This is a genomic window from Mycobacterium sp. (assembly GCF_050700595.1).
Lineage (GTDB): Bacteria > Actinomycetota > Actinomycetes > Mycobacteriales > Mycobacteriaceae > Mycobacterium.
The window spans coordinates 1-23,891 of sequence record NZ_JBOHHI010000070.1 but is presented as its reverse complement, the minus strand read 5'-3'; the positions used below and the strand labels follow the sequence as shown (position 1 = coordinate 23,891).

General features: G+C 65.9%; 13 protein-coding genes and 2 pseudogenes. 8 read left to right on the top strand and 7 right to left on the bottom strand.

Annotated elements, in window-relative coordinates; all coding sequences use genetic code 11:
- Positions 1-11: 11 nt before the first annotated feature.
- The 4 genes and pseudogenes from ACRDTL_RS07105 to ACRDTL_RS07090 form a co-directional block, all read right to left on the bottom strand.
- Positions 12-962 carry a glucosyl-3-phosphoglycerate synthase gene (locus tag ACRDTL_RS07105; RefSeq protein WP_431506006.1) on the bottom strand — a complete coding sequence of 317 codons (951 nt, stop codon included), beginning with the start codon at positions 960-962 and terminating at the stop codon, positions 12-14.
- Positions 959-1,869 (bottom strand): annotated as a pseudogene (gene folP, locus ACRDTL_RS07100) (dihydropteroate synthase). The gene ACRDTL_RS07105 and the pseudogene folP overlap by 4 nt, the downstream one beginning before the upstream one ends.
- Positions 1,866-2,849, bottom strand: coding sequence for an NAD(P)H-dependent flavin oxidoreductase (locus ACRDTL_RS07095; protein WP_431506005.1), 984 nt, complete (start codon positions 2,847-2,849; stop codon positions 1,866-1,868). Before ACRDTL_RS07095 ends, folP begins: the two are co-directional and overlap by 4 nt.
- A 36-nt stretch (positions 2,850-2,885) precedes the next feature.
- Positions 2,886-3,611: a helix-turn-helix transcriptional regulator gene (locus tag ACRDTL_RS07090; RefSeq protein ID WP_431506004.1), complete on the bottom strand. Its 726-nt coding sequence runs from the start codon at positions 3,609-3,611 to the stop codon at positions 2,886-2,888.
- A gap of 305 nt (positions 3,612-3,916) precedes the next feature.
- Here ACRDTL_RS07090 and ACRDTL_RS07085 point away from each other — a divergent pair, with 305 nt between their 5' ends.
- The 6 genes from ACRDTL_RS07085 (at position 3,917) to ACRDTL_RS07060 (ending at position 20,250) form a co-directional block, all read left to right on the top strand.
- Positions 3,917-4,966 (top strand): ABC transporter permease, encoded by a 1,050-nt coding sequence (locus tag ACRDTL_RS07085; protein ID WP_431506021.1) that lies wholly within the window; start codon positions 3,917-3,919, stop codon positions 4,964-4,966.
- A gap of 2 nt (positions 4,967-4,968) precedes the next feature.
- Complete coding sequence (locus ACRDTL_RS07080; protein WP_431506003.1) at positions 4,969-6,024, top strand: ATP-binding cassette domain-containing protein; 1,056 nt, start codon at positions 4,969-4,971, stop codon at positions 6,022-6,024.
- Between the two features lie 224 nt (positions 6,025-6,248).
- Positions 6,249-7,142 carry a YncE family protein gene (locus ACRDTL_RS07075; protein WP_431506002.1) on the top strand — a complete coding sequence of 298 codons (894 nt, stop codon included), beginning with the start codon at positions 6,249-6,251 and terminating at the stop codon, positions 7,140-7,142.
- A gap of 122 nt (positions 7,143-7,264) precedes the next feature.
- The gene (locus ACRDTL_RS07070) at positions 7,265-13,975 is read left to right on the top strand and encodes an SDR family NAD(P)-dependent oxidoreductase (RefSeq protein WP_431506001.1); all 6,711 of its coding nucleotides are present in this window, start codon (positions 7,265-7,267) and stop codon (positions 13,973-13,975) included.
- A complete protein-coding gene (locus ACRDTL_RS07065; protein ID WP_431506000.1) occupies positions 13,965-19,229 on the top strand; it encodes an amino acid adenylation domain-containing protein in 5,265 nt (1,754 codons plus the stop codon). Before ACRDTL_RS07070 ends, ACRDTL_RS07065 begins: the two co-directional genes overlap by 11 nt.
- Positions 19,230-19,239: 10 nt before the next feature.
- A complete protein-coding gene (locus tag ACRDTL_RS07060) occupies positions 19,240-20,250 on the top strand; it encodes an NAD-dependent epimerase/dehydratase family protein (protein ID WP_431505999.1) in 1,011 nt (336 codons plus the stop codon).
- Here the strand turns inward: ACRDTL_RS07060 and ACRDTL_RS07055 are convergent.
- From ACRDTL_RS07055 to ACRDTL_RS07045, 3 genes are all read right to left on the bottom strand, one after another.
- A complete protein-coding gene (locus tag ACRDTL_RS07055; RefSeq protein WP_431505998.1) occupies positions 20,244-20,570 on the bottom strand; it encodes a hemophore-related protein in 327 nt (108 codons plus the stop codon). The two genes, ACRDTL_RS07060 and ACRDTL_RS07055, sit on opposite strands and share 7 nt — an antisense overlap.
- A gap of 171 nt (positions 20,571-20,741) precedes the next feature.
- Positions 20,742-22,184: an amidase family protein gene (locus tag ACRDTL_RS07050; RefSeq protein WP_431505997.1), complete on the bottom strand. Its 1,443-nt coding sequence runs from the start codon at positions 22,182-22,184 to the stop codon at positions 20,742-20,744.
- A 68-nt stretch (positions 22,185-22,252) separates the two neighbouring features.
- The gene (locus tag ACRDTL_RS07045) at positions 22,253-23,104 is read right to left on the bottom strand and encodes an MBL fold metallo-hydrolase (RefSeq protein WP_431505996.1); all 852 of its coding nucleotides are present in this window, start codon (positions 23,102-23,104) and stop codon (positions 22,253-22,255) included.
- A gap of 301 nt (positions 23,105-23,405) precedes the next feature.
- Between ACRDTL_RS07045 and ACRDTL_RS07040 the strand changes: the two genes are divergently transcribed.
- Both ACRDTL_RS07040 and ACRDTL_RS07035 read left to right on the top strand, forming a co-directional pair.
- A complete protein-coding gene (locus ACRDTL_RS07040; RefSeq protein ID WP_431505995.1) occupies positions 23,406-23,558 on the top strand; it encodes a hypothetical protein in 153 nt (50 codons plus the stop codon).
- A gap of 128 nt (positions 23,559-23,686) precedes the next feature.
- A pseudogene (locus tag ACRDTL_RS07035) lies at positions 23,687-23,830 on the top strand (NAD(P)/FAD-dependent oxidoreductase); the annotation flags it as partial.
- Positions 23,831-23,891: the final 61 nt, after the last annotated feature.

Here is a 23,891-nt window from a genome sequence, read left to right as displayed (position 1 = left end):
CCGATATTGCCCTAACGCGGCCGCAGCGCGTTCATCGGCGGCCGGTCGGCCAGCGACACCGGCGAGGTGCGCGGGGTATAGCCTTCGCCGTCGACGAAGAACTGGGTCAGGCCCACTCCGGAGTCGGGGATACCGCAGCGTGACAGGAGGGTGGCGACGATCTGCCGGCTCATCGGGCCCAGCTCGGCCAGCGGCCGGTTGCGGTGGGCCCGCACTCCGAGGTTGACCTGGGCGATGGCGTCCAGCCCCAACTTGTCGTAGGTGTCGACCAGCAGACCGATCTCCACGCCGTAGCCCGGCGCGAACGGCAGCGACATCAGCAGCTCGCGGGTGGCGGCGTATTCGCCGCCCAATGGCTGTAGCACACAGCCCAACTCGGGCCGCAGCGCGGCGAGCAGCGGCCGTGCCACCAGCTCGGTGACCCGGCCACCGCCGGTGCCACTCCCGGTTAACGGGCGTCGGTAGAAACTCTTGACCAGGTGAATGCCCTCACCGGTCAGCAGCGGGCCGATTAGCCACGGCACGAAACTCGGGTGCGGGTCGATCAAGTCTGAGTCGATGAACACCACGATGTCGCCGCTGGTGGCGGCCAGTGAGCGCCACAGCACCTCGCCCTTGCCGGGCCGCGGCACGATGTCGGGCACGGCCTGTTCGCGGCTGACCACGCGGGCGCCGGCGGCGATCGCCCGGATCTCGGTGTCGTCGGTTGAGCCCGAGTCCAGCACGATCAGCTCGTCGACCAGCCCGCCGACCACCGGCATGATGCTGTCGACGACCGACTCGATGGTGTCTTCCTCGTTGAGGGCGGGCAGCACCACCGAGACGGTCCGGCCCGCCTTGACGGCCACCAGTTCGTCGACGGTCTTGGGACGGCTCCAGCTGCGGTCGGACAGCCAGGTGTCGCCGGGCAGCGCCGCCAGTATGCCGTGGCCGACGAGATCGACCAGCTCTGATGCCGTCACGCGAGTCCTCTTACCGTGCGCGTTGGTGGTCGTTGACCGTAGATCGACGCCACCATCTCCAGTACTCGTCGGGTGGGTGTGACTTCGTGGACCCGGAACATCCGCGCACCGGCGGCGGCCGCCAGCGCGGTGGCGGCCAGTGTTCCCTCCAGCCGTTCGGTCAGCTGCACACCGAGAGTCTCCCCGACGAAGTCCTTGTTGCTCAATGCCATCAACACCGGCCATCCGGTGTTAACAAGATCTTCCATGTGGCGCAACAACGCCAACCCGTGGAAGGTGTTCTTGCCGAAATCGTGGGTCGGGTCGATCAGTACCCGGTCGCGGGCCACCCCGGCCGCGACGGCCCGCTCCGCGGCGGCGGTCAGTTCGCGGATCACATCGTCGACCACACCGCGGGTGGTTGTTCCATAGCTGACCCGGAACGGACGGGTGCGGGGCCGCGCACCGCCGGTGTGTGAGCACACCAGGCCGGCGCCGAATGCGGCGGCCACCGCGGGCAGGTTCGGGTCGACGCCGCCCCAGGTGTCGTTGATCAGGTCGGCACCGGCCCGACAGGCCTCTTTGGCCACTGTCGAGCGCCAGGTGTCGACGCTGATCAGTTGCTCGGGATAGGTGTCGCGCAGCCACTCGATAAACGGCACCACCCGGGCGGTCTCGGTCGCTGCGTCGATGGGATCCCCCGGCCCGGCCTTGACGCCGCCCACGTCGACGACGTCGGCGCCGTCGACAATGGCCCGGTGTGCAGCGGCCCGGGCGGCGTCGTCGGCGAAGGTGGCGCCGCGGTCGTAAAACGAATCCGGGGTGCGGTTGAGGATCGCCATGATCAGGGAGCGATCGCCGGCGACCGGACGGCCACACAGTGTTGATCGGTCGGCTGGCGCCGACGGTGTTGATCGCACCCGTCTATGGTGCCAGCCGCGCTACGGCCTCGGCTGCTGGGACGATGTCGCGGATGCGGTGGATCGTCTCGCCGGCATAGAGCGCAGCGTGATCGACCACGGCGGTGTTCATCCCGGTGAGCGGCAGGGCAGGGGTGTACAGCGGTAGTCCGGCGCGCTGCAGGGAGATAACCGTGTCGAGCGCGTTCAACGGAAGCGCCTTTCCCAACGGGGCGCTGACCCGGCCGAGCACCTGCATCCATCGGGGCCCCAAGTCGTTGCTTGCGCACCACCGGTCGGTGACCGCGTTGGGCACCACCCGGTGCGCCAAGTGCCAGCCCATGCCGAACAGCAGGGTGCGGATGGTTCGCTGGGCACCGAGTACCCGCCGTTTGTACTCGGGATGGGCGCGTGATTCCTCGGTGAGCAGAAACCGGGTTCCGGCCACCACGCCGACGGCCCCGGCGGTCAGCAACCTGCGTACGTCGGCAGCATCTGCCACCCCGCCGGCGGCCAGCACCGGAACGTCGTCGACCGCCTCGAGCACCTCGGGCAACGTCACATCCAGCGGTCGGTCGGCCATCAGGTGCCCACCGGCCTCGACACCTTGCACCACCAGGCCATCCGCCCCGGCGGCCAGCGCGCCGCGCGCCTGCGTCGCGCTGCCCACGGTGCATAACACCCGAGTGCCCGCCGACCGCAATGCGGCCGTCCAGCGCGGCGAGATGCCGCCGTGCAGGACCACCAGGGGAATACCGCACGCGGCGCATGCATCCACGTGAGCCTTCCGAATGAACGGCACCAAGAGATTGGCCGCTATCGGCTGTTTTCCCGCCAGCGTCGCGGCACGGTGCAACTCGGCGGTAAAGGTGCGCGGGTCGGTCATCCCCACGGTGCCCAGGGCACCGGCCGCCGACACGGATCCGGCCAACTCACCGCCGGCCACGCCCCCGCCCATACCTGCCTGCATCACCGGGTAGCGCAACCCGAGTGCTTCCAACAGGTTCACCGGCCGTCTCCTGCCACGGTGAACCAACCGGCGGCGTTACTCATCGCGGGTCCGCCGCCCTGACGCCTTGCCTTCGCGCGACGACCGTTTCTTGGCACGACCCTGCGCGGCACGCACCACCACACAGCATCGGCCCTCACGGGGCGTCAACACCGCCCGCGAGGGCCGCTCGCCGACCGCCTCGAGCATGCCCTGGATCAGCTGCAGGTTGAGCCCGCAAACCAACTCCGGATACTGACCCATCAGCTGATGAAATGGGCAATTCCGTAGTTCGATATCTCCATCGGCGGTTTGAGCAGGCTCATACCCGCACCCGCACAATGACTCCATCACATCATGGTCGGCCATGCTGGCCCGCCCGGTTTTACGTGCCGCCGCCGCCACCGCCGAGCCCACCGTTCCCGACTTATCGGCGGTCACCGCTTCGGCGAGCAGCTTCGCCAGTAACCCATAGTTGCGCGGCGGCACGCTCGCCGACAGTTCCTGTTGGGTACGCGCATACCGCTTCGCCGGGCGACCGGCCCCGGGACCCGTCCGGCCCGACGGCCGCGCATAACTGACCGCGAGAATCCCTGCCTCAGCCAACTTGTCGAGATGGTAAGCCGCCAGCGTACGGCTGATGCCCACCGCTGCGGCGGCCGCATCACGCACCACCGGCTCATCGCTTGACGCCACGTACTCGTAGAGCCGGCGTCGCATCGGGTCGTCCAAACTACTCAACCCGGCCACGGCAGCAAAGGCGTCACCGACACCGTTATCCATATGCCCAATCTAACACTAATGATTCTTGACGAAAGTGGTCCGCCCTGCCAAACTCTAAGAATAATTTAAAGTTATTGATACAGGGACGACATGACCACCGCCAGCCATGAAGACCAGATACGACCGCCCGCCGGCTTCCGGCCGCCGGCGCTTTACCCAGGGTATGTAAGTCACCTTCATCGAGGGCCCTTCGGCTCTACGAAGCCCACCGCAAAACGGGAAAATTGCAATCGAAAGTTACGCCCACCGTCGGAAGTCCGGTGGTGGGGTGTACCGGTGAGCTGCGGGAGCGAACGCGTATGCGAATGCTGATCACCGCGTTGCGGGACCTGCAATGGCGAGGGCGGCGCTTCATCGTCGCGGCCGTCGGCACGGGGATGGTATTCGCGCTGACCCTCATCATCACCGGATTGACGCACGGTTTTCGTGTCGAGGCTCAGCACGTGGTCGACTCACTCGGTATTGACACCTACCTGATTGAGGTGGGGGCAGTAGGCCCGTTCATGGGTTCATCGAGATTCCCTGAGGCAGAAACGCGGGCGGTCGCCCGGCTCCCGGGCGTCCAAACAGCGATCCCGGTGGTCTACGGCAATACGATCCTGCAAGATCGTCGCTCACCGCAAAACGTGAACGTATACGGTGTGCCCGGACACGGACCGGGGATGCCATCGATCGCAGTGGGGCGCGCACCGTCGAGCCCGGGCGAGGTTGCCGTGTCGAAGACGCTGGGGCGGTCGATTGGCGACCAACTCGAGATCGGCGCGAACATGGTGCAGGTCGTCGGGCTCGTCGACAAATCCACCACGCTCGCCGGCCAGGCCAACGCATTTCTCACTGTCGCGGGCGCACAGCGATTGATGTTTTCCGGGCAGCCGGTGGTTTCGGCCATCGGCGTGCGCGGCACACCCGCGCAGATACCCGACGGCTACCGTCTCGTTGATCGCCACGCTGCCGTCGATGACATGGTGCGCCCGCTGCACGGGGCTTACCTGGCGATGTCCTACATGGCGATTCTGCTGTGGGCAGTGGCGGCGCTGATCGTGGGATCGCTGATCTATCTGTCCGCACTCGAGCGCACCCGCGACTTCGCGGTGTTCAAAGCCCTCGGTGTCACCACAGGATCGGTGCTCGCCGGGCTCATAGTGCAGGCGGTGCTCGTCACGGTGGTCGCCGCGGTACTCGGTGGACTGCTCGCTGTGGTGCTCGGCCCGCTGTTTCCGATGCTCGTGGTGGTGAGCACCTCGGCCTTTTTGACGCTGGTGGCGACCGCGGTGCTGATCGGCCTGCTGGCGAGCCTGGCCGGCTTACGGCATGCGGTAACAATCGACCCGGTGTTGGCGTTTGGGGGTCCATAGTCATGGGTGATCTGCGCATCAAAGATCTCGTCGTCGAGTACTCCAACGGCGCCGAGTCGATCCAGGCCATCGACAACCTGAACCTGGAGATCACGGCCGGATCGCTGGTGATCGTGTTGGGCCCCAGCGGCTGCGGAAAGACCACGTTGCTGTCGTGTCTGGGCGGCATCCTCAGCCCGACCAGCGGGCGCATCCAATTCGGCGACGTCGAGGTCACCGCGCTGGACCGCCGCGAGCTGACCGCCTACCGGCGCCACACGGTGGGCATCATCTTTCAGACCTTCAACCTGGTGCCAAGCCTTAGCGCAGTCGAGAACGTGATGGTGCCCATGTGGGCGGCGGGATGGTCGCGGCGAACCGCACGCGAACGCGCCCATCAATTGCTGGCCCGCCTTGGACTGCAGAACCGCATGACACACCGGCCCGGCGACCTCAGCGGCGGTCAACAACAACGGGTGGCGGTTGCCCGCGCCCTGGCATTGAACCCCACCCTGATCCTGGCCGACGAACCCACCGCACACCTGGACTTTGTCCAGGTAGAAGAGGTACTGCGGCTGCTCCGTGAGTTAGCGACAGGCGAGCGCATCGTCGTGGTCGCTACCCACGACGCCCGGATCCTGCCACTCGCCGACCGCGTGATCGAGCTGGTGCCACCTTTCACTTCCGCTGACCGAGAACCCGAAACCGTCCGTCTAACAGGCGGTTCTGTGCTGTTTGAACAGGGCGGCATCGCGGACTTGATCTACATCGTCTCCGAAGGCGAACTCGCAATCGTGCGCGAATCACCAGGCGGCAGAGCACAACTACTCAAAGTCGCCACCCCCGGCGACTACGTCGGCGAAATCGAGCCGCTGCTGCACCTACCCCGCTCAGCCACCGCGTACGCGCGCACCGACGCAACCGTTACCGGCTACACCGCCCGCGCATTCCGCAGGCTGCTCGACACTTCCAGTGAGCGTTATCCCGTCGAGCACCACAAGATCGACATCGAACAAAGAACCACCGGGCATGGCCACCACGAGCTCGGAGATGCACTGCTGCTAACGGAGCAACGCTGATGTGGCCGGTTGCGATTACCAGTGCAGCCGGCCGGAGTAACGATGCAGCGACATGCGAGGGGCAAGAGCCCGCCGATGAGGAGCCGCTCTCTGATGTCGGTAGCATCGCGCGGTTGACGGGTGTCGCCCGGATTGCAGTGCGTCGCGGGCCGATCGGGGGTATCGCCGCCGGTTCCGACGGTCGCCGGCTGGTGGTGACCAACTGCGCGGATCACAGCGTCTCGGTGATCGACATCGACACCGCTGCGGTCATGGAGACCCTCACCGGGACAGCCGAGCCGTTCGCGGTTGCGATCGGTGCTGCGCGGGGCGGCACAGCACGTGCCTATGTCAGCACGGCCACGGCGGCCTATGACGCGATTGCGGTAATCAGCCTGCGCACCAACACCGTCATCGCCACCCATCCGGTGGCGCTGCACGTGAACGACCTGGCGGTGAGCCGGAGCGGAAAGCGGGTGTACGCGAGTCGAACCGGAGCCGACCGCGCGGACGTGGCGATGCTGGACACCACGTCCGGCCGGGTCGATGCGTTTGACATCGCCACAACGCCAGATGCCACCGCGGGCCATCTGTGCCTCAGCACCAACGGCCGGCAGCTGTACCTCGCGACCCAACGGCCATCCGGTGCGGCGCTCGCGGTGGTCGGCATCCGGGCGGAACGTGTCCTCAACTTGATCGAAATCGGTTTCTGCATCCGCGATGTTGCGCTCAGCCCGGACGGTCGCCAGGCTTATGTGGCCGGCTGGGATCCGGGCTTCGGCGCGACAGTCAAAACGATCGACACCCGCGCCGGTGTGGTCACTGGCACCGTGAAACTCGGCGGTTTTCTCACCGGAATGACCCTCAGCGGCGACGGCGAGCGGGCCTACCTCGTTACCGGCGACGGCGTAACCGTGCTGTGCACGCGCACCCAGCAGATCATCGGCACCATAGCGGCGGGGCCCGCACCGTCCTGCGTCGCCGAAAGCCCGGGCGGCGACCGCTTTTACGTCGCCGACTACGGCGGCGCGGTCACCGTGGTCTCGATCACAGCGCTAAAGCAGCCGTTCAATGTAACACCAATGGATCTTGACAAAAGGGGCCCGATGCCCCATTCTAAAAACAGAAAAGATTATTGATAGATCGAGGCGAGATGAGCGGCGCCGAACGACATGATGCTGAGCGGCTGGGAGAGCACGTCGAATTAGATCGCGAAATGCGAGACCATGCACCGCCTGGTGCGCCGACCCTGCCTGGGTTATTGCAACAGCGAGCCGAACGCTATCGGGACAAGGTTGCGTTTAGCTTCTCGCGCAACGGCGATGACGAACACCGTAGCCAGCTGACCTACCACGACCTCGACACCAGGGCGCGAGCAATCGCGTCGAGTCTGGAAGCACAGGGCGCCGCCGGCGAGCGCGTCCTGGTCTTATGCCCGCCGGGCCTGGACTTTATCGCCGGTCTCTTCGGGTGTCTCTACGCGGGAGCGATCGCCGTACCGGTGCATCCGCCGGTGCGCGAACACCTGGTCCCGCGCGTCGCCTCGATCGTCGCGGATGTGCAACCGGGCTTCGCTCTGGCCACCACCGCGTCGCAACCCAGAATCCAGGCCACGGTGGACGGTCTGGTCACGGGGCGTTCCCTGCGTTGGCTCGCCACGGACGCGGTTGTCGGCGACGAGCGGGAGTGGGTCGCGCCGGACATCGACGGAAGCACCGTAGCCGTGGTGCAGTACACCTCGGGCTCCACCAGCGCACCGAAGGGCGTCGTGCTGACGCACGGCAACCTCCTCCATAACTTGGACGCCATCCGTCAGGCGTGGCACGGTGACGACCACGCAATCGGAGTGTTCTGGCTGCCGCCTTACCACGACATGGGTCTCATCGGCAGCATCCTCGAAACGATTTACGTCGGGTGCACTACCTTCCTCATGTCTCCGACCGCCTTTATCAAGCGCCCGATGCGGTGGCTGGAAGCAATGTCCCGACATCACGGCACCATCACCACGGCGCCGAACTTCGCCTACGACATGTGTGTCGAACTCAGTAGCGCCCAGGAGCGTGCGGCGCTCGATCTGTCCAGCTGGTCGACGGCCATGTGCGGCGCGGAGCCGGTGCGCACCGCGACGCTGCGGAATTTCGCCGACGCCTTCGCGCCGGCCGGCTTTCGGCCGCAGGCGCTTAATCCGGTGTATGGGCTGGCGGAGGCCACCCTGCTGGTATCCGGCGGCTCGGACGCTGCCGTGCCGATGGTTCGACACGTGGACCGCATCGCGCTACGCGAAAACCGAGTCGTCGATGTCACGCCGGAACATCCGGCCGCGGCAGCATTAGTGGGTTGCGGTCGGCCGCGGGGCGGCCAGCGGGTCATCGCTGTCGATCCGGAGACTCGACGAGAATGCCGAACCGATGAGGTCGGTGAGATCTGGATCGCCGGGCCGAGCGTCGCGCAGGGTTACTGGGGAAAGCGGGATCAGTCCGAAGAGACGTTCTCGGCGTCGCTTTCGGATACCGGAGAGAGCCCGTTCCTGCGTACCGGGGACATGGGTTTCGTGCGTTCCGGCGAGTTGTTCGTCACCGGACGCCGCAAGGATCTCATCATCATCCGCGGCAGCAATTACTACCCCAACGACATCGAACTGACCGTGCAGGACTGCCATCCGGCGCTGCTGCCCGGCCGGGGCGCGGTCTTCGCCGTCACCCCGGAATCGGGTGCCGCCGAGCAGCTCGTTGTCGTGCAGGAGGTGAACCACAGTCAGACCAGTGAGGCTGAACTCACCGAGCTCGTACACGCAATCCGGACTGCGATCACCGAACGTTATGCGATCCAGACCCACGCCGTTGTTCTGGTGGAGCCCTTGTGCATTCCCACCACATCCAGCGGCAAGATCCAGCGGAGCAGGTGCCGGCAGCAGTACCTGAACGACGAGCTTCCGGTGGTCACCGCATGGCACGCATCGTCGCGGCCCGCGGCCGACATCGCCGCGACCGTCGCCAAAGTGGGGTCGGAACCCCGCCGCCGCAGCGCCGCGCAGATCGCGGACTGGTTGATCGCCCGGCTTGCTCGTGAGCTCGAGCTACCGGCAGCCGAGATTGACCCCTCCCGTCCGTTCGCCTACTACGGTCTCGACTCCATCCATGCCGTGCGGTTGACCGCTGCATTGGAATCCTGGCTCGGGCGCGAACTTTCGCCGACGCTGGCCTACGAGTACCCCACGATCGACATGCTTTCCGCGTATCTGGCCGAGGAGGTCCCGGTCAGCGACCGCGCCCCGGTGCCGGCCGTGGACAGTGGCACGGCCGACGAACCGATCGCGATCATCGGCATCGGCTGCCGGTTTCCGGGTGCCGACGGGCCGGCGGCCTTCTGGCGCCTGCTCTCGGACGGCGTCGACGCGATCAGCGAGATACCGCACGACCGCTGGGATGTCGACGCCTTCTACGACCCGGACCCCGCGACGCCGGGAACCGCGGTCAATCGGAGTGCCGGTTTCCTGAAGAGGATCGACTGCTTCGACTATCAATTCTTCGGCATCTCGCCACGCGAGTCGGCGCAAATGGACCCTCAGCAGCGTCTGCTCCTGGAAGTGTCATGGGAGGCAATGGAAGACGCCGGGCAGGTACCGGAACGGCTCGCCGGCAGCCGCACCGGGGTATTCATCGGCATTTCCACCAACGACTACGGATATCTGCGGGTCGGCCAACCGCAACTTGTCGACGCTTACAGCGGCACCGGAAACGCGTTGAGCATCGCCGCCAACCGGCTTTCTTACGTCTACGACTTCCGCGGACCGAGCATGGCGATCGACACCGCCTGCTCGTCGTCGTTGGTCGCCGTCCACCTGGCTTGCCGCAGCCTGCGTGACGGCGAGTGCACGCTGGCCCTGGCCGGAGGCGTCAATGTCATCCTGTCGCCGGCGCTCATGATCAACTTCACCAAGGCCAGGCTGATGGCTCCCGACGGCCACTGCAAGACTTTCGACGCCGGCGCGGACGGCTACGTACGGGGTGAAGGCGCCGGTGTCGTCGTCCTCAAACCGCTGGGTCGCGCGTTAGCCGACAACGACCCGATCTATGCGGTGATCCGCGGCACCGCCATCGGCCAGGATGGCCGGACGAACGGGCTGATGGCACCCAGCCGGCAAGCGCAGGAAGCTGTGCTGGCCGAGGCATACCGGCGCGCCGCGCTTTCACCCGGCGCCGTCCAGTACATCGAAGCGCACGGCACCGGAACGCTTCTCGGTGACGCAATCGAAGCGAAGGCCCTGGGGACGATCCTGGCGAACGGTCGTCCGCCGGGCAGTCAGTGCCTGATCGGTTCGACCAAGACCAACATCGGCCACCTGGAGGCGGCGGCGGGGGTCGCCGGGCTCATCAAAGTCGCGTTGGCGCTGCGGCACAGGGCGATCCCGCCAAGTCTGAACTTCGCCGAGCCCAACCCCAACATCCCCTTCGACACTCTGCCACTGCAGGTGGTGCGGACCCTCACCCCGTGGCCGGAGAACGGTGGGCGAGCGATCGCCGGGGTCAGCTCGTTCGGCTTCGGCGGCACCGACGCGCACGTCGTCCTCACCGAGGCACCCCAGGTTCGGGCCGCATCCGCGGAGCACGGCAGCGCAACAGACCGAGCCGAACTGCTGCCGCTTTCCGCCCGGTCCCCCGCGGCCCTGGCGGCGCTGTCCGGCCGGTACGAGTCGGCGCTGGCCACCGGGGTGCCGCTCGCCGACCTTTGCTATACGGCCGGTGCCCGTCGCGGCCACCACGAGCATCGGTTATGCGTGGTCGCCGACTCCCCCGCCCAAATGTCGGAATCTCTCGCCGCTTACCGACAGGGGGAGTCGCGACCCGGGCTGTCCGTCGGACGTTGTCGTCGGAGCCACCCACCTCAGGTGGTCTTCGTCTGCTCCGGCCAGGGCTCGCAGTGGTACGGCATGGGACAACGGTTAGCGGCCGAGGAGCCGGTCTTTCGCGATGCCCTGGAGGCGTGCGACCGCGCGCTGAGGCCGTATTTGGGAAGCTCCATCCTCACGCAGCCGGCCGGGCAGAACCGTCCGCAACTCGACGACATCGGCGTGATCCAACCCGCGATCTTCGCTATTCAGGTGGCGCTGGCCGCGCTGTGGCGGTCGTGGGGCGTGCAGCCCGCCGCGGTGGTGGGGCACAGCATGGGTGAAGTTGCGGCGGCGTACGTTGCGGGTGCGCTGAGCCTGGACGACGCCGCGCGGGTGATCTGCACGCGGGCCCGGCTGCTTCGGCAGGTACACGGCCGCGGAGCGATGGTGGCGGCGGAGGTCACCCTTGCCGAAGCACAGCAGCTCATCGCCGGCCGGGAGGGCCGGGTCGCCATCGCCGCGAGCAACAGCCATCGATCGACCGTGTTGTCGGGTGATCAAACCGTTTTGGCCGATCTCGTTGCGGTGCTGGAACAACGCGACCGGTTCTGCCGGTGGATCGACGTCGACGTGGCCTCCCACAGTCCCCAAATGCATGCGCTCGCCACTGATCTTGCCGACATGCTCACGGGGTTGCAGCCGACCGCGCCGTCGATACCCATCTACTCCACGGTGACCGGTGACCTGCTGACCGATCGCCGGCTCGACGCCGGCTATTGGGTCGACAACCTGTGCTCGCCGGTGCAGTTCTCACCCGCATCGCGACGGCTGCTGGACCGTGGCCATGACACATTCGTTGAGATCAGCCCGCACCCCATCCTGCTGGCCGCGGTCCGTCAGGACGCCGAGGACCTGCGGGCCGGCTGTACCTTATTACCGTCCATGCGTCGTGACGCCGACGGACGTGCGACCACACTGGCGTCGCTCGGCACCCTCTACACTCTGGGTCAGCCGATTGCCTGGGAGCAGCTGTATCCCTCGGGCAGCCGATGCGTAGCCGCACCAACCTACCCGTGGCAGCGCGTCCATTCGTGGTTGGACACCGGCCCCGCCACCGTGCCCGCAGTACCGACGCTGGAGGCCGCGGATCTGCACGATCGGATCTATCAGCTACGGTGGCGGCCTGCATCCATCTCGCCGGGCCGGGACGGGCCGAGCCGGCCTACTCAGGCGGGCAGCTGGCTCATCCTGAGCGACGGTGGCGCCGCCGCGGATACCCTGCGCGATGATCTCGAATCGCATTCTCAGACATGTGTTCTCGTCGAGCCCGGCATCGGCTTCGAACGTCTCACGCCAGACAGTTACCGTCTTGACCCGGCGCGGCCCGAACACTTTCGGCGGCTGCTGGCCGAAGCGTTCACCGACGATCGGCCACCGTGTCGGGGCGTGGTGCATCTGTGGGATCTGCTGGGCGTACCGCCCGCCGACACATCGCCCGGCTCACTGGAGTCGGCGATCGGCCTGGGCCCGGTGAGCGTGCTGCATCTCGTACAGGCGCTGGCGCTGGCCGGCTGGCCGGACCCGCCGCGGCTGTGGTTGGTGACCCGCGGGGCGCAGGTGACAGGCACCCCGGACACCGACGCCGAACCCGTGTCGATCGCCCAGGCTCCGGTGTGGGGAATGGGCCGCACCGTCGACCACGAGCAACCGGAGCTGCGCTGCACCCGGGTCGACCTGTCCACTGGTGGCGGTCCCGAAGAGCTCCGGGCCCTGTTCGAGGAGGTGTGGGCCGATGACCGCGCGGTTGACGTGGCATTGCGGGGCAGCCGTCGCTACGTCGCGCGGCTAGCCCGTTACGACGAGGTAGAACCCGTCCAGACGCCGGTCTTCACCGCAGATGCCACCTATCTCATCACCGGCGGGCTCGGCGCGGTTGGTCGCGTGGTGGCTACCTGGATGGCCGAGCAGGGTGCCCGGCACCTGGTCCTGATGGGGCGTGGCGGTGCTTCGGCGTCGGCGCAGGAGACACTCGACGCACTCCGGGCGGCCGGCACCGAGGTGATGGTCGCCCGCGGCGACGTCACCAGGGCGGGCCAGGTCGCCGCCGTCCTCGAGTCGGTCCGCACTTCGATGCCACCGCTGCGTGGGGTGGTGCATGCGGCCGGCGTCCTTGACGACGGCATCCTGCAACGCCTCGACGAGCAACAACTGCGAAACGCCATGGCGCCCAAGGTCCAAGGCGCCTGGAATCTGCACGCGCTGACCCGAGACGCGGCACTGGACTTCTTCGTGCTCTTTTCGTCGGCCTCGTCACTCCTGGGCTCGCCCGGGGCGGCGAACTACGCGGCAGCGAACGCTTTCCTGGACGCGTTGGCGTGGCATCGGCGTGCCGAAGGCCGGCCGGCACTGAGCATCGACTGGGGGCCATGGGCCGGGCTGGGGTTTTCCGCTCGGGCGCAGCACCACGGCCGTCTCACCCAACACGGCATCGCGGCGATGCCGGCGGCTGAATGTCTCAGGGCGCTAACGTATTTGCTATCGCGGCCCGTTACACAAGTTGCCGTCCTCGACGTCGACTGGGCGCGGTTGCACTCGGGCATGAAAACGCCGCTACTGGCAGATCTGCAGCCTGAACTCGCCGACGAACACCGACCGGGAAGCAGCTTCTACGACGCACTACAAGCCGCGGCACCGCAGAAGCGCCGACGGCTGCTCGAGCCGTACCTGCGCGAACTCACCGCCGGCAAACTCGGTCTTGCCCCATCGAGCCTAGACATCGAGGCACCGCTCAACAGCCTCGGCGTCGACTCGCTCATCACGTTGGAGTTGCGCATTCAGATCGAACGCGACCTGGGCATCGTCGTGCCGGTCACCCGGCTGCTCGATGGACCCAGCGTGGCCAGTCTCTCCGGCTGGCTTGCCGACCAGCTGTCCGTGCCACCAGCCGGAGCACCCAGGCAATCCGACGGGGCGGCGCCGGCACTGAACACGAGCGCTCCCAATCCGTCACGCGGGATCGACCTGCTCACCCAAGTGCCCGAGCTTTCCGACGATGCTGTCGAAGAGCTGCTCCGCAAGGTCCTTAGCGAACGAGGGCCCGAGCGCGAGCTTGTCCTGAAGGAGGGTAGTGATGACCGATAAGTCCATCGACGTCTCCGGTCTTTCTGCCGAGAGAAAACGCGCGTTGCTTTCCCAGCTCCTCATCGAGGAAGCCGAGAACTCGGCCTCGGTGTACCCGTTGTCGTACGGGCAGCAATCGCTGTGGTTCGTCCATAAACTCGCACCGGCCAGCGCCGCCTACACGATCACTTATGCCGGACGGATCAGCGGCGAACTCGATGTGCCGGCACTGGAACGCGCAGCCCAGGCACTCGTCAACCGGCACCCGATGCTGCGCACTACCTACGCCGAGCGCGACGGGCAACCGGTTCAACTCGTTCACCCCCACTGGCCGGTGCGGATCGCACGGCACAGCCTGGGCGCCGGCGAGTCTGAGCTCGAGGACTGGATCCGCCGGGAAACCGATCGTCCTTTCGACCTGCACACCGGTCCGGTGTTACGACTGACGTTGCTGCAACGCACCCCCGATGAACACGTCCTCCTGCTGACGGTGCATCACATCGCCGTCGACTTCTGGTCCATCGATGTGATGCTCGACGAGCTTCGCTTGCTGTATGCCGCCGAGCACGGTGCAAACCCGCCTCCGCCACCTGCGGAACGCTACGTTGACTACGCCGACCGGCAGACCCGCGCACTCGCGGGCGCCGAGGGCGAACGTCTCTGGGAGTACTGGCGTGACCAGTTGGCCGGCGAGCTGCCCGTCCTTGCACTGCCCACCGACCGGCCGCGACCGACCGTCCAGACCTACGACGGCGCAGTCCACCGCTTCACCATCGACGGCCGGATAACGGACGCGCTCAAGCAGATCGGCCGGACGGCTGGTGCGACGCCCTACATGACGCTGCTCGCTGCCTACGCCGCGCTGCTGTACCGCTACACCGGCCAAGACGACGTGATCGTCGGCTCACCTTTCGCATGCCGCGAGCAGGCCGGGCTGACCGGTCTGGTTGGCTATCTTTCCAACCCGGTTGCCCTGCGCGTCGATCTGCACGACGATCCGACATTTACGTCGTTGCTCGGCCGCGTCAAGGACACCGTGCTGGGTGCAATCGCGCACCAGGACTATGCGTTCCCGCTGCTCGTCGAGCGGCTTCGGCCAGCGCGCGATGCGGGCCGCACGCCGCTGTTCCAGGTGTCATTCGCTTGGGAACAAACACGCCGCTTTTCCGACGGGGCCAGCGTGAAAAACGGTGAGCTACAACTGGAAACCATCCACATCGGGCAGGGCGGCGCGCCGTTCGATCTGCTGATGCAGATGGGCCAGCAGGACGGTGTGCTGGCCGGTGCGCTGCAGTACAACACCGACCTCTTCGACGCCGCGACGATCGAGCGGATGGCCGGAAACTTCGCGACGGTCCTCGACGGTATCGCCACCGATCCCGACCGGCGCGTTTCGCACCTGCCGCTGCTCACCGCCGACGAGCGCCGCGGGCTTGCGACACGGAACCAAACGCGTGTCGACTACGCGGCCCCGGCCTGCCTGCACGAGATGGTGGCGGCAACGGCCGCACGCATCCCCGATGCCGTCGCGGTGACCTTTGACGACCGCGAGTTGACCTACGCGGAGCTCGATCGCCGGGCCAACGGTCTGGCGCAGCGCTTGCAGCGTCTCGGTGTGGGTCCCGATGTCATTGTGCCTGTCCTGCTGGACCGCTCCGACGATCTGGTGGTAGCGCTTTTGGGTGTACTCAAGGCCGGCGGCGCCTTCCTACCGCTGGATCCCGCCCAGCCCACGCACCGCATGGCCACGATGCTGGCCGATGTACCGGACGCGCCGGTCTGCGTCACATACCGTCGCCATCTGGCAGACGTGCCAACAGACTTCACCGGTCACCGGCTGTGCCTCGATCTGCCGTCGATGGCATCGGCCGAGGAGGCCGTTACCGTAGTCGCTCCTACCGGGTCAACGAATCTCGCCTACGTCATCTACACGTCCGGCTCGACCGGTACGCCGAAGGGAGCGCTCAACACCCACGCCGGGATCCGTAACCGGCTGCTGTGGATGCAGGACGCCTACCCGCTGACCGCCGACGACCGGGTGCTGCACAAGACCCCGATGAGCTTCGATCCGTTCGTCTGGGAGATCTTTTGGCCGCTGATCACCGGCGCGCGGGTTGTTATCGCAAAACCCGAGGGCCACAAGGACGCTTCCTACCTGGTTCGGACCATCACCGAACAGGGCGTCACCACAATGCATTTCGTGCCATCACTGCTGCGCCGCTTCCTCGCCGCACCCGGCGTAGCCGGCTGCGTCGGGCTGCGCAGGGTGTTCTGCAGCGGCGAGGCGCTGCCGTACGACCTTCGGGACCGCTTCCTGGCCACCCTGGATGCCGAGCTCTACAACCTCTATGGCCCTACCGAAGCGGCGATCGACGTCACCCATTTCCACTGCAGGCGCGGCATATCCGACCCGCTGGTCCCGATCGGGCGACCGATCGCCAACATCCGCATTCACCTGTTGGACGCCCACCGCGAACCGGTCCCGGTGGGGGTACCCGGCGAGTTGTTCATCGGCGGGGTCGGGGTCGGACGTGGCTACCTCAACCGGCCCGACACGACGGCCGCCAGCTTTGTCGCCGATCCATTCGGCGGCGATTCTCCGGGACTGCTCTACCGCACCGGCGATTTGGCCAGATATCTGCCCGACGGCAACTTCGAATACCTGGGACGCATCGACAACCAGGTGAAGATCGACGGTTTCCGGATCGAGCCGGGCGAGGTGGAAGCCGCACTGGCGAAACACCCCGCGGTGGCCGAGAACGCCGTGGTAGCCGGCAACGATAGCCACGGACACACGCTCCTTGTCGCCCACATCGTGGCGGTTGAGGGCGCCGCGCCGTCCACAACCGAGTTGCGCCGCTTCCTGCTGGAGTTGCTCCCCGCCGCAATGGTTCCGGCCGCCTTCCACGTGACCGATGCGCTCCCGCTCACATCGAGCGGAAAGATCGATCGCCGGGCGTTGATGGCGGCCGATCAGACGCTGGGTTCAGCGCAGTCGACATTCGTCGCTCCGCGCGACCGCACCGAGCAGATCCTGGCCGAGATCTGGCGCGAGGTACTCGATCTGGACCGGGTGGGCGTCACCGACGACTTCTTCGCGCTCGGTGGTGCCTCCACCCAGGCCCTGGAGGTCGCGGTACGGGCGAACGCCGCCGGCCTGCCGTTGCGACCGGAGTCGATGTTCGTGTACGGCACGATCGCCGATCTGGCCGCCGAATACGGGCCGATCGCCGATGATGCCCCGGAACCCCTCGAAACCCCGGCCCAGGAGACCCGTAACACGGTGATCGAAAGTCTCGGTGTGTACCTGCCGGCGCGAGCAGTGTCGACCGAGGCGGTTCTGGCGGAGTGCGCCAACGAGATCCGCATACCACTGGAGCGCCTCACCGGCATCAAGAACCGACGGGTGGCCGGTGACGACGAGTTCTCCATCGACCTTGCCCGCAAGGCTGTGGCTGACTGCCTGGCCCGGTCGAGCTATCGCCCCGAGGAGATCGACCTGGTCATCTCCTGCAACATCTCCCGCTGCGACGGACCCGGGCACAGGTTCACCTTCGAACCCAGCACTTCCTCGCGGCTGCGCGATCAATGCGGCCTTGTCAACGCGGTTTCCTTCGATATCAGCAACGCGTGCGCGGGAATGTTCACCGGCATCGCCGTGGCGGACGCTTTCCTGCAGACCGGACTGGTTCGGTCTGCCCTGGTGGCCAGCGGCGAATACATCACCCATCTCACCGAGACCGCGCAGAAGGAAATCGAGGGGCCGATGGACCCGCGGCTCGCCTGCCTGACCCTCGGGGACGCCGGTGCGGCGGTGATCCTGGAACGCGGGCCCAACGGTCGGGTCGGCTTCCACGACATCGATATGGCCACGCTCAGCCGGTACGCCAAACTGTGCATCGCCAAGGCGACCGACCGCTCACACGGCGGCGCGATCATGGTCACAGACTCGGTCACGCAGACGGCAATCGCCGTCAAACATTCGGTGCCCTACGTCGCTGCGGTAATGCAGCGGCACGGGTGGCGGCCCGAGACCTGTGACCACCTGTTGATGCACCAGACATCGGAGGCGTCGATCAACGACGCGGTCCTGGCCGTCAACCGTGCGTTCGGGCAAGGTGCAGCCCACCGCGGCAACACCATCTACAACCTCGCCGAGCGGGGAAACACCGCCACCACAACACACTTCGTCGCGCTTGCCGACCAAATTCGCAACAACCGGATCAACTCCGGTGACAACGTGGTCTTTTCCATCACCGGTTCCGGACAAACCGTTGGCACCGCGCTGTATACCTTCGACGACCTGCCCGACCGGATGCGGCGCGGAGCCCATGGTCAGCACCACCGCAGCATCCCGGACGTCAACTACCGCACCGAGCTACCCGCGACGCCGCGGGTGCGCATCGACAGCGTCGGCATCGCACCGGCGGGACAATCGGTGCCCCCGAGCTCGATACAACTCGCGGTGCAAGCTGCCACGGCCTGCCTCGACCACAGTGATCTGGACTCCGCAGAGCTTGGTCTGATCATCCACTCCGGCATCTACCGCGACGACTATCTCAGCGAACCTGCCGTAGCCGCGCTCGTCGCGGGCGAACTCGGGATCAACGGCGACATCCAGTCCCCGGACGGGCCCAAGACCCTCGCGTTCGACGTCCTCAACGGCGCAGTCGGCTTCCTCAACGCCTGCCACGTCGCCGCCGGAATGCTCGGGGCAAAAAAGACCGGACATGCGATGGTCGTGGCCTCCGAGATAGAAAACAACACCCCCGAAAGCGGCTATCCGTTACACGGCATCAGCGAGACAGGCTCCGCGCTACTGCTGAGCCGAAGCAACGGCGCCGAGGGCTTCGGCCGGTTCGTCTTCCAACACCATCCCGAATACAGCGGAGCGCTCGCCACCTACACCCAGCAAGACCGGGGACGCACCTGGCTACAGATCGACCGCGACCCAAACCTCGCCGCCATTTACCTGAGCTGTATCCGTTCTGCCGTCAAGGAACTCCTGACGGCCGAGGGACTGGACCCCGCCGACATCGCGGTCGTGCTCCCGCCTTACCTGTCCCCGGCAGCCCTCGACGAACTGGCCGCGCGGATCGGCATCCCGAGATCACGGTTCGCGGACCTCGACGCCGGCGCGGACCCCTTCACCTCGTCGCTGCCCTACGGATTGGAGCACGTCCGACGGCAGGGGCTGGCACGCCCGGGCGACATCGCCCTGATAGTCGCGGTCGGCTCAGGTGTCCAGGTCGGCTGCACCACCTACCGCTTCTGAACCCAAACCGATGGCACACGCTGCGGTAACCGGAGCAAGTGGGCTGCTGGGAGCCAACCTGGCCGCCGAACTCATCGCACAGGGTCACACCGTGACCGCGACGCGGCGCCCGAGCACCGATACGAGTCCGCTGGCCGACATCCCGATCAAGTGGGTGCGCGCCGACATCGGGTCGGCCGACGAGCTCTGCGATGTGTTCGCCGGTGCTGACGTGGTATTCCATTGCGCCGCAAGTGTTTCAACCAGGCGAATGATCACATCGGAGATATCGGCCATCAATGTCGGCGCCACGCGTGCCGTCGTCGAAGCCGCAATAACTGTCGGTACGCCGAGAGTCGTCTACACCTCAACCGCCAACACGATCGGTCCCACACCCGACGGCACGCCCGCCGACGAGCGGACCCCGTGGGCGTGGGATCAAGCCCGGCTGGCATCGGCCTACGCGGTCACCAAACGGCGTGCCGAAATCCTGGTGGTCCAGGCGTGCGACAAATTGGATGCGGTCATCGTAAACCCCACATTCCTGGTCGGCCCGCGCGATGCCAGACCAAGTTCTGGTCGCATCATCGTCGAAGTCGCCAACCACAGAATCCCTTGCTGGACACCGGGGTACAACAACTTTGCGGATGTCTGCGAAGTGGCGCGGGGGATGATCGCCGCCTGGTTACGCGGGGAACGGGGCGAACGCTACATCCTGGGCGGCCAGGAGCTGACGTATCGCGACTTCATGGAGCGAGTGGCACGGGCAGCCGGGGTCGAACCACCGCGTAGACGGCTCCCCTATCCGGTCGCATGGATTGCCGGCAAGGCCGGCGACCTGCTCGAGCTCACCGGTCGAGAAACCACGGTGAACTCATACTCTGTCGGATATGCGTTCACCGACCGCTACCGGTACCGCAGCGATAAGGCGGCACGAGAACTGGGCTACGTGGTGGGCCCCATCGAGCCGGCGATCCGCAACGCGATCACGTGGTTTCGCGCTCGCGGCATGATCCCGTCAGAAGATCCATCCGCTCAGTAGTTGTGGCAAGTGCTGGCGAGTTGCTCGACGAGTCCGGCGTACTGCCGGCCCCGGGGCGTGCCCTGCACCTGCTGGAGCATCGACTCACGCTGAGGGGGCGGCGAGGCAAGGAAATTTTGCAGCCAGCCTTGTGCGGCAGGCGATGCGTTGAATTTCGCGGCAGCCGCCGGATCCTGCGCATTCAGTGCCCCCACCACCTGCGGGTAACTGCACGTGGTGTTCACAGCAGGCTCTGCAGACGCGACCCCAACCCCAGCGGTCAACGACAATGCCAGACCGCCAACTGCGACCGCCAGTCTGGTCAACGACGGTGTGGCCATGTGTGTATACCTTCCAACTAATGCACCGTCGAGTGCTTGGGCGCCGACGGCATCGGTGTGGGAGTTGCCGTCTTTGACGGAAGCTAAACCTGAGAAGTGGCAGAAACCCCTGCTGCCCAAGCTGTTCACGACCTACTTTGCCGACGACGGAAACGCCGCCTGCCAACCGAGCTAGCCGGTGTGCGATACCGCAGTCGCGGTCGGTGGCCGGAGATGGGCCCACGGACGTACGGATTCCAGCTGCGCAGCAAGCGAAATGAGGGTGGCCTCATCGTTGGGTCGCCCGACCAGGTGGACTGCCTGAGGCAGGCCGTCGGCCGAGATCCCGGCGGGAACCGAGATGGCCGGCTGACCGGTGAAGGGCTGCGCAAAGGTGAACGGGATAAATGTCAATAGCCGCAACATTGCCCGGGTTGGTCCTACCCCTTCGAAGTACCCGATCCGCACCGGCGGCTTCGCCAGCACCGGTGTCATCAGGATGTCGCAGTCGGCTATCGGCCGCAGCGAACGCTCGGTCAGCGGGCCGCGGGCGGACAGCGCGCGGCGGGCCAGCCAGTCAGGGATCAGCCGGCTGGTACGCGCCTCGGCTTGCATCCGCCGCTCCAGCAGCTCGGGCGTCGGAAGCCGGTCGATTTCATGGCGGAAACCGTTCATGAACAGCGCGAGTACCGCGGCGAGGCCAACCACTGGATAGACCGGGTCACGCTCGACGACCTCGTGGCCGAGCGAGCGGAGCAACTCGGCGGTCTCCAACACCGGGCGGCGCACCTCCTCGTCGACCGGCACCGGAACCATCGGCTTGAACGACATCGCAATCCGCAGACGACCCGGCGCGCGCGACACCGCGTCCATCAATGGTGGTGCCGGCGGTGGTGAGCCGATCTCGTCGTGGGGCTCGGCGCCGGTCATCGCGTCGTGCAGCAGTGCCGCATCGACGACGCTGCGAGCCAGCGGGCCGATGTGGTTCAGCCCGTGGAACCGGTAGCCCCGCTCCGGTGACTGCTTGGTGCTGATGCGCCCACGTTGGCCCTTCAGACCCACCAGCCCGCAGCAGGCGGCCGGGATGCGAACCGACCCGCCGCTATCGCTGCCCGTCGCCCCGGGCACCATGCCGGCAGCCACTGCGGCGGCCGAGCCGCCACTGGAACCGCCGGTGGTTCGGTACAGGTCCCACGGATTGCGTGTCATGCCCCAAGTCGCCGATTCGGCCACCGGGTAGGCACCGAACTCGGACAAATGTGTCTTACCGATGATCACCGCCCCGGCCTCCCGAAGGCGCCGCACGGCGGCGCTGTCGGTGCTCGCCGGACCCATATCGATGGCGGTGCCGCACATCGATGAAACCCCCGCCACATCGGTGTCGTCTTTGACCGCGATCGGCACGCCCGCCAGCGGCAACACCTCACCGGCGCTCAGCCGCCGTTCGACCTGCGCGGCTTCTGCCATCGCCTGCTCGGCCAGCACGATACGAAATGCGTTCACCACCGGGTCAAGTTGGGCGATCCGCTCCAGGTAGAGAGCTACCAGCTCACGCGACGAAACGTCGCGATCGCGCACCAGCTGCGCCAGGCGCGCTATCCCGGCAAAGGCCAGACCCCCATCATCAACGGTCATCGCATGCTCCTTCGCCCCTACCCGAAACCCAGTGTACGAACACGTTCACCGGCGCCCGCGCGCACTGCTCACGTGTTCGGGTGGAAATGGTAGGTATCTCCATGGGAGATGTAGTGGAATTCAGTAGCGGTTGACGACTTCTGGGCTGCGTCACGGAAGTCGTCGAGACCGGAGAGGAAGACCGAGAAGTCGTTGTAGTGGATCGGTATCGCAGTCCTCGGTGCGACGATCTCTACCGCGCGCACTGCCTGCTCCCCTGTCATGGTAACCACGGTGCCCAGTAGTGTCGTGCCTCCGGCATGGATCAGTGCCAGGTCGATGTCCGGGTACCAGCGGGGGATGTCGTACAGGCGGTCGTGCAACAGTGTGTCCCCGCTGATGTAGAGACGAAAGCGACGTTTCTCTCCGAGGCTGAAGTCCAACATGCTGCCCATCACTGGTGGAAGCAGTCCCAAGACATGATCGGGTGCGTGCTTGCCCGGCATCGAGGTCACCGTCAGGCGAGCGTCGCCTTTGACGATCTGCTGCGACTCCCATGTGTCGAGGGCATATCCCTGGGTGAACCCCTGCTCACGGAGGAGTCGCACCGCATGGTCGTTGGTGATGATCGGCAGGTCCTTGTCGAGTTCTCGCGCGGCTACGTCGTCGAAGTGGTCGCCGTGGTGGTGAGAGAGGACCACCGCGTCTACCGGGGGTAGCTCGCTGATCTGGCACGCCGGTTCGACCTCGCGGCGCGCGTATATGCCATGCCCCAGGTGGACGTGCCCGCCTGCATGGAGGAAGGCCGGATCGGTCAGGATGGAGAACCCGGCGTACTGGATGACCGTTGTAGCGTTACCCACAAAGTACAAACTTCCCTCGTCGAACTCCGCTTGCTGGGTAGCTGCCAACTCGATGGCGGAGGAAGTCCCTGTGCGCATATTCATATTTTAGCCCGAATTTCCCAAGCTGTTGATGTGGTGTGTGGCTTCGGATTTGTGTTGTTGATCTCACTCCACGTATTAACAATTGTTCATCGTGCACACTGCATTTCCGGGTCTTGATGTATTTCCTGTCGTTCATCCAGTCCCGCGTCACGCTGGTCTTCGCAACCCAGGCGTTGCGCAACCTGAACCACATGCTCGCAGCCGCGCGGTGGGACCTACGCTGGGTGGCCGCAACCCCATCCACGTATCACCATCCGCGCGTTGTGCGGCGCGTCGAATACACGCTGATCGGCTCGTGCAACGACTGTTCAAATACGCCGACCCGGAACCTGGCGTCTTCGATGAGGACCATATCTCGGCGTATTTCTGGCACAACAGCACCTATCCGGAAACCGGTGAATACAAAGAGTTGGAAAAATCCTCCGCGGATTGGCGGCTGTGGACCTAAAATCATGTCGAAAGCCTGGTAGAGCATTCCCGGAATAGGTAAAACATTGCGTACACGACCAGCCACACAGCACTTCTGCATCCGGGACTGCCCGAGTGTCGGCAAATGGGGGTAGCGGATCACGGGCAATCGCTGCCGCTCACCACCCACTGTTCAACACCGCCATCCACCCCGAACACCTGGCCAACGCGCTCAAACAGCCCGCGGTAGTGGCGGCCGATATGCTCGACAGGCCTGCCGCATACAGCGAACTCCCCTACTTATTCACCGACCACACACACCCTGGAAGTCGCTGATGGCCGGCCGAATTTGCTTGTGCTCCTTGGTATAGGC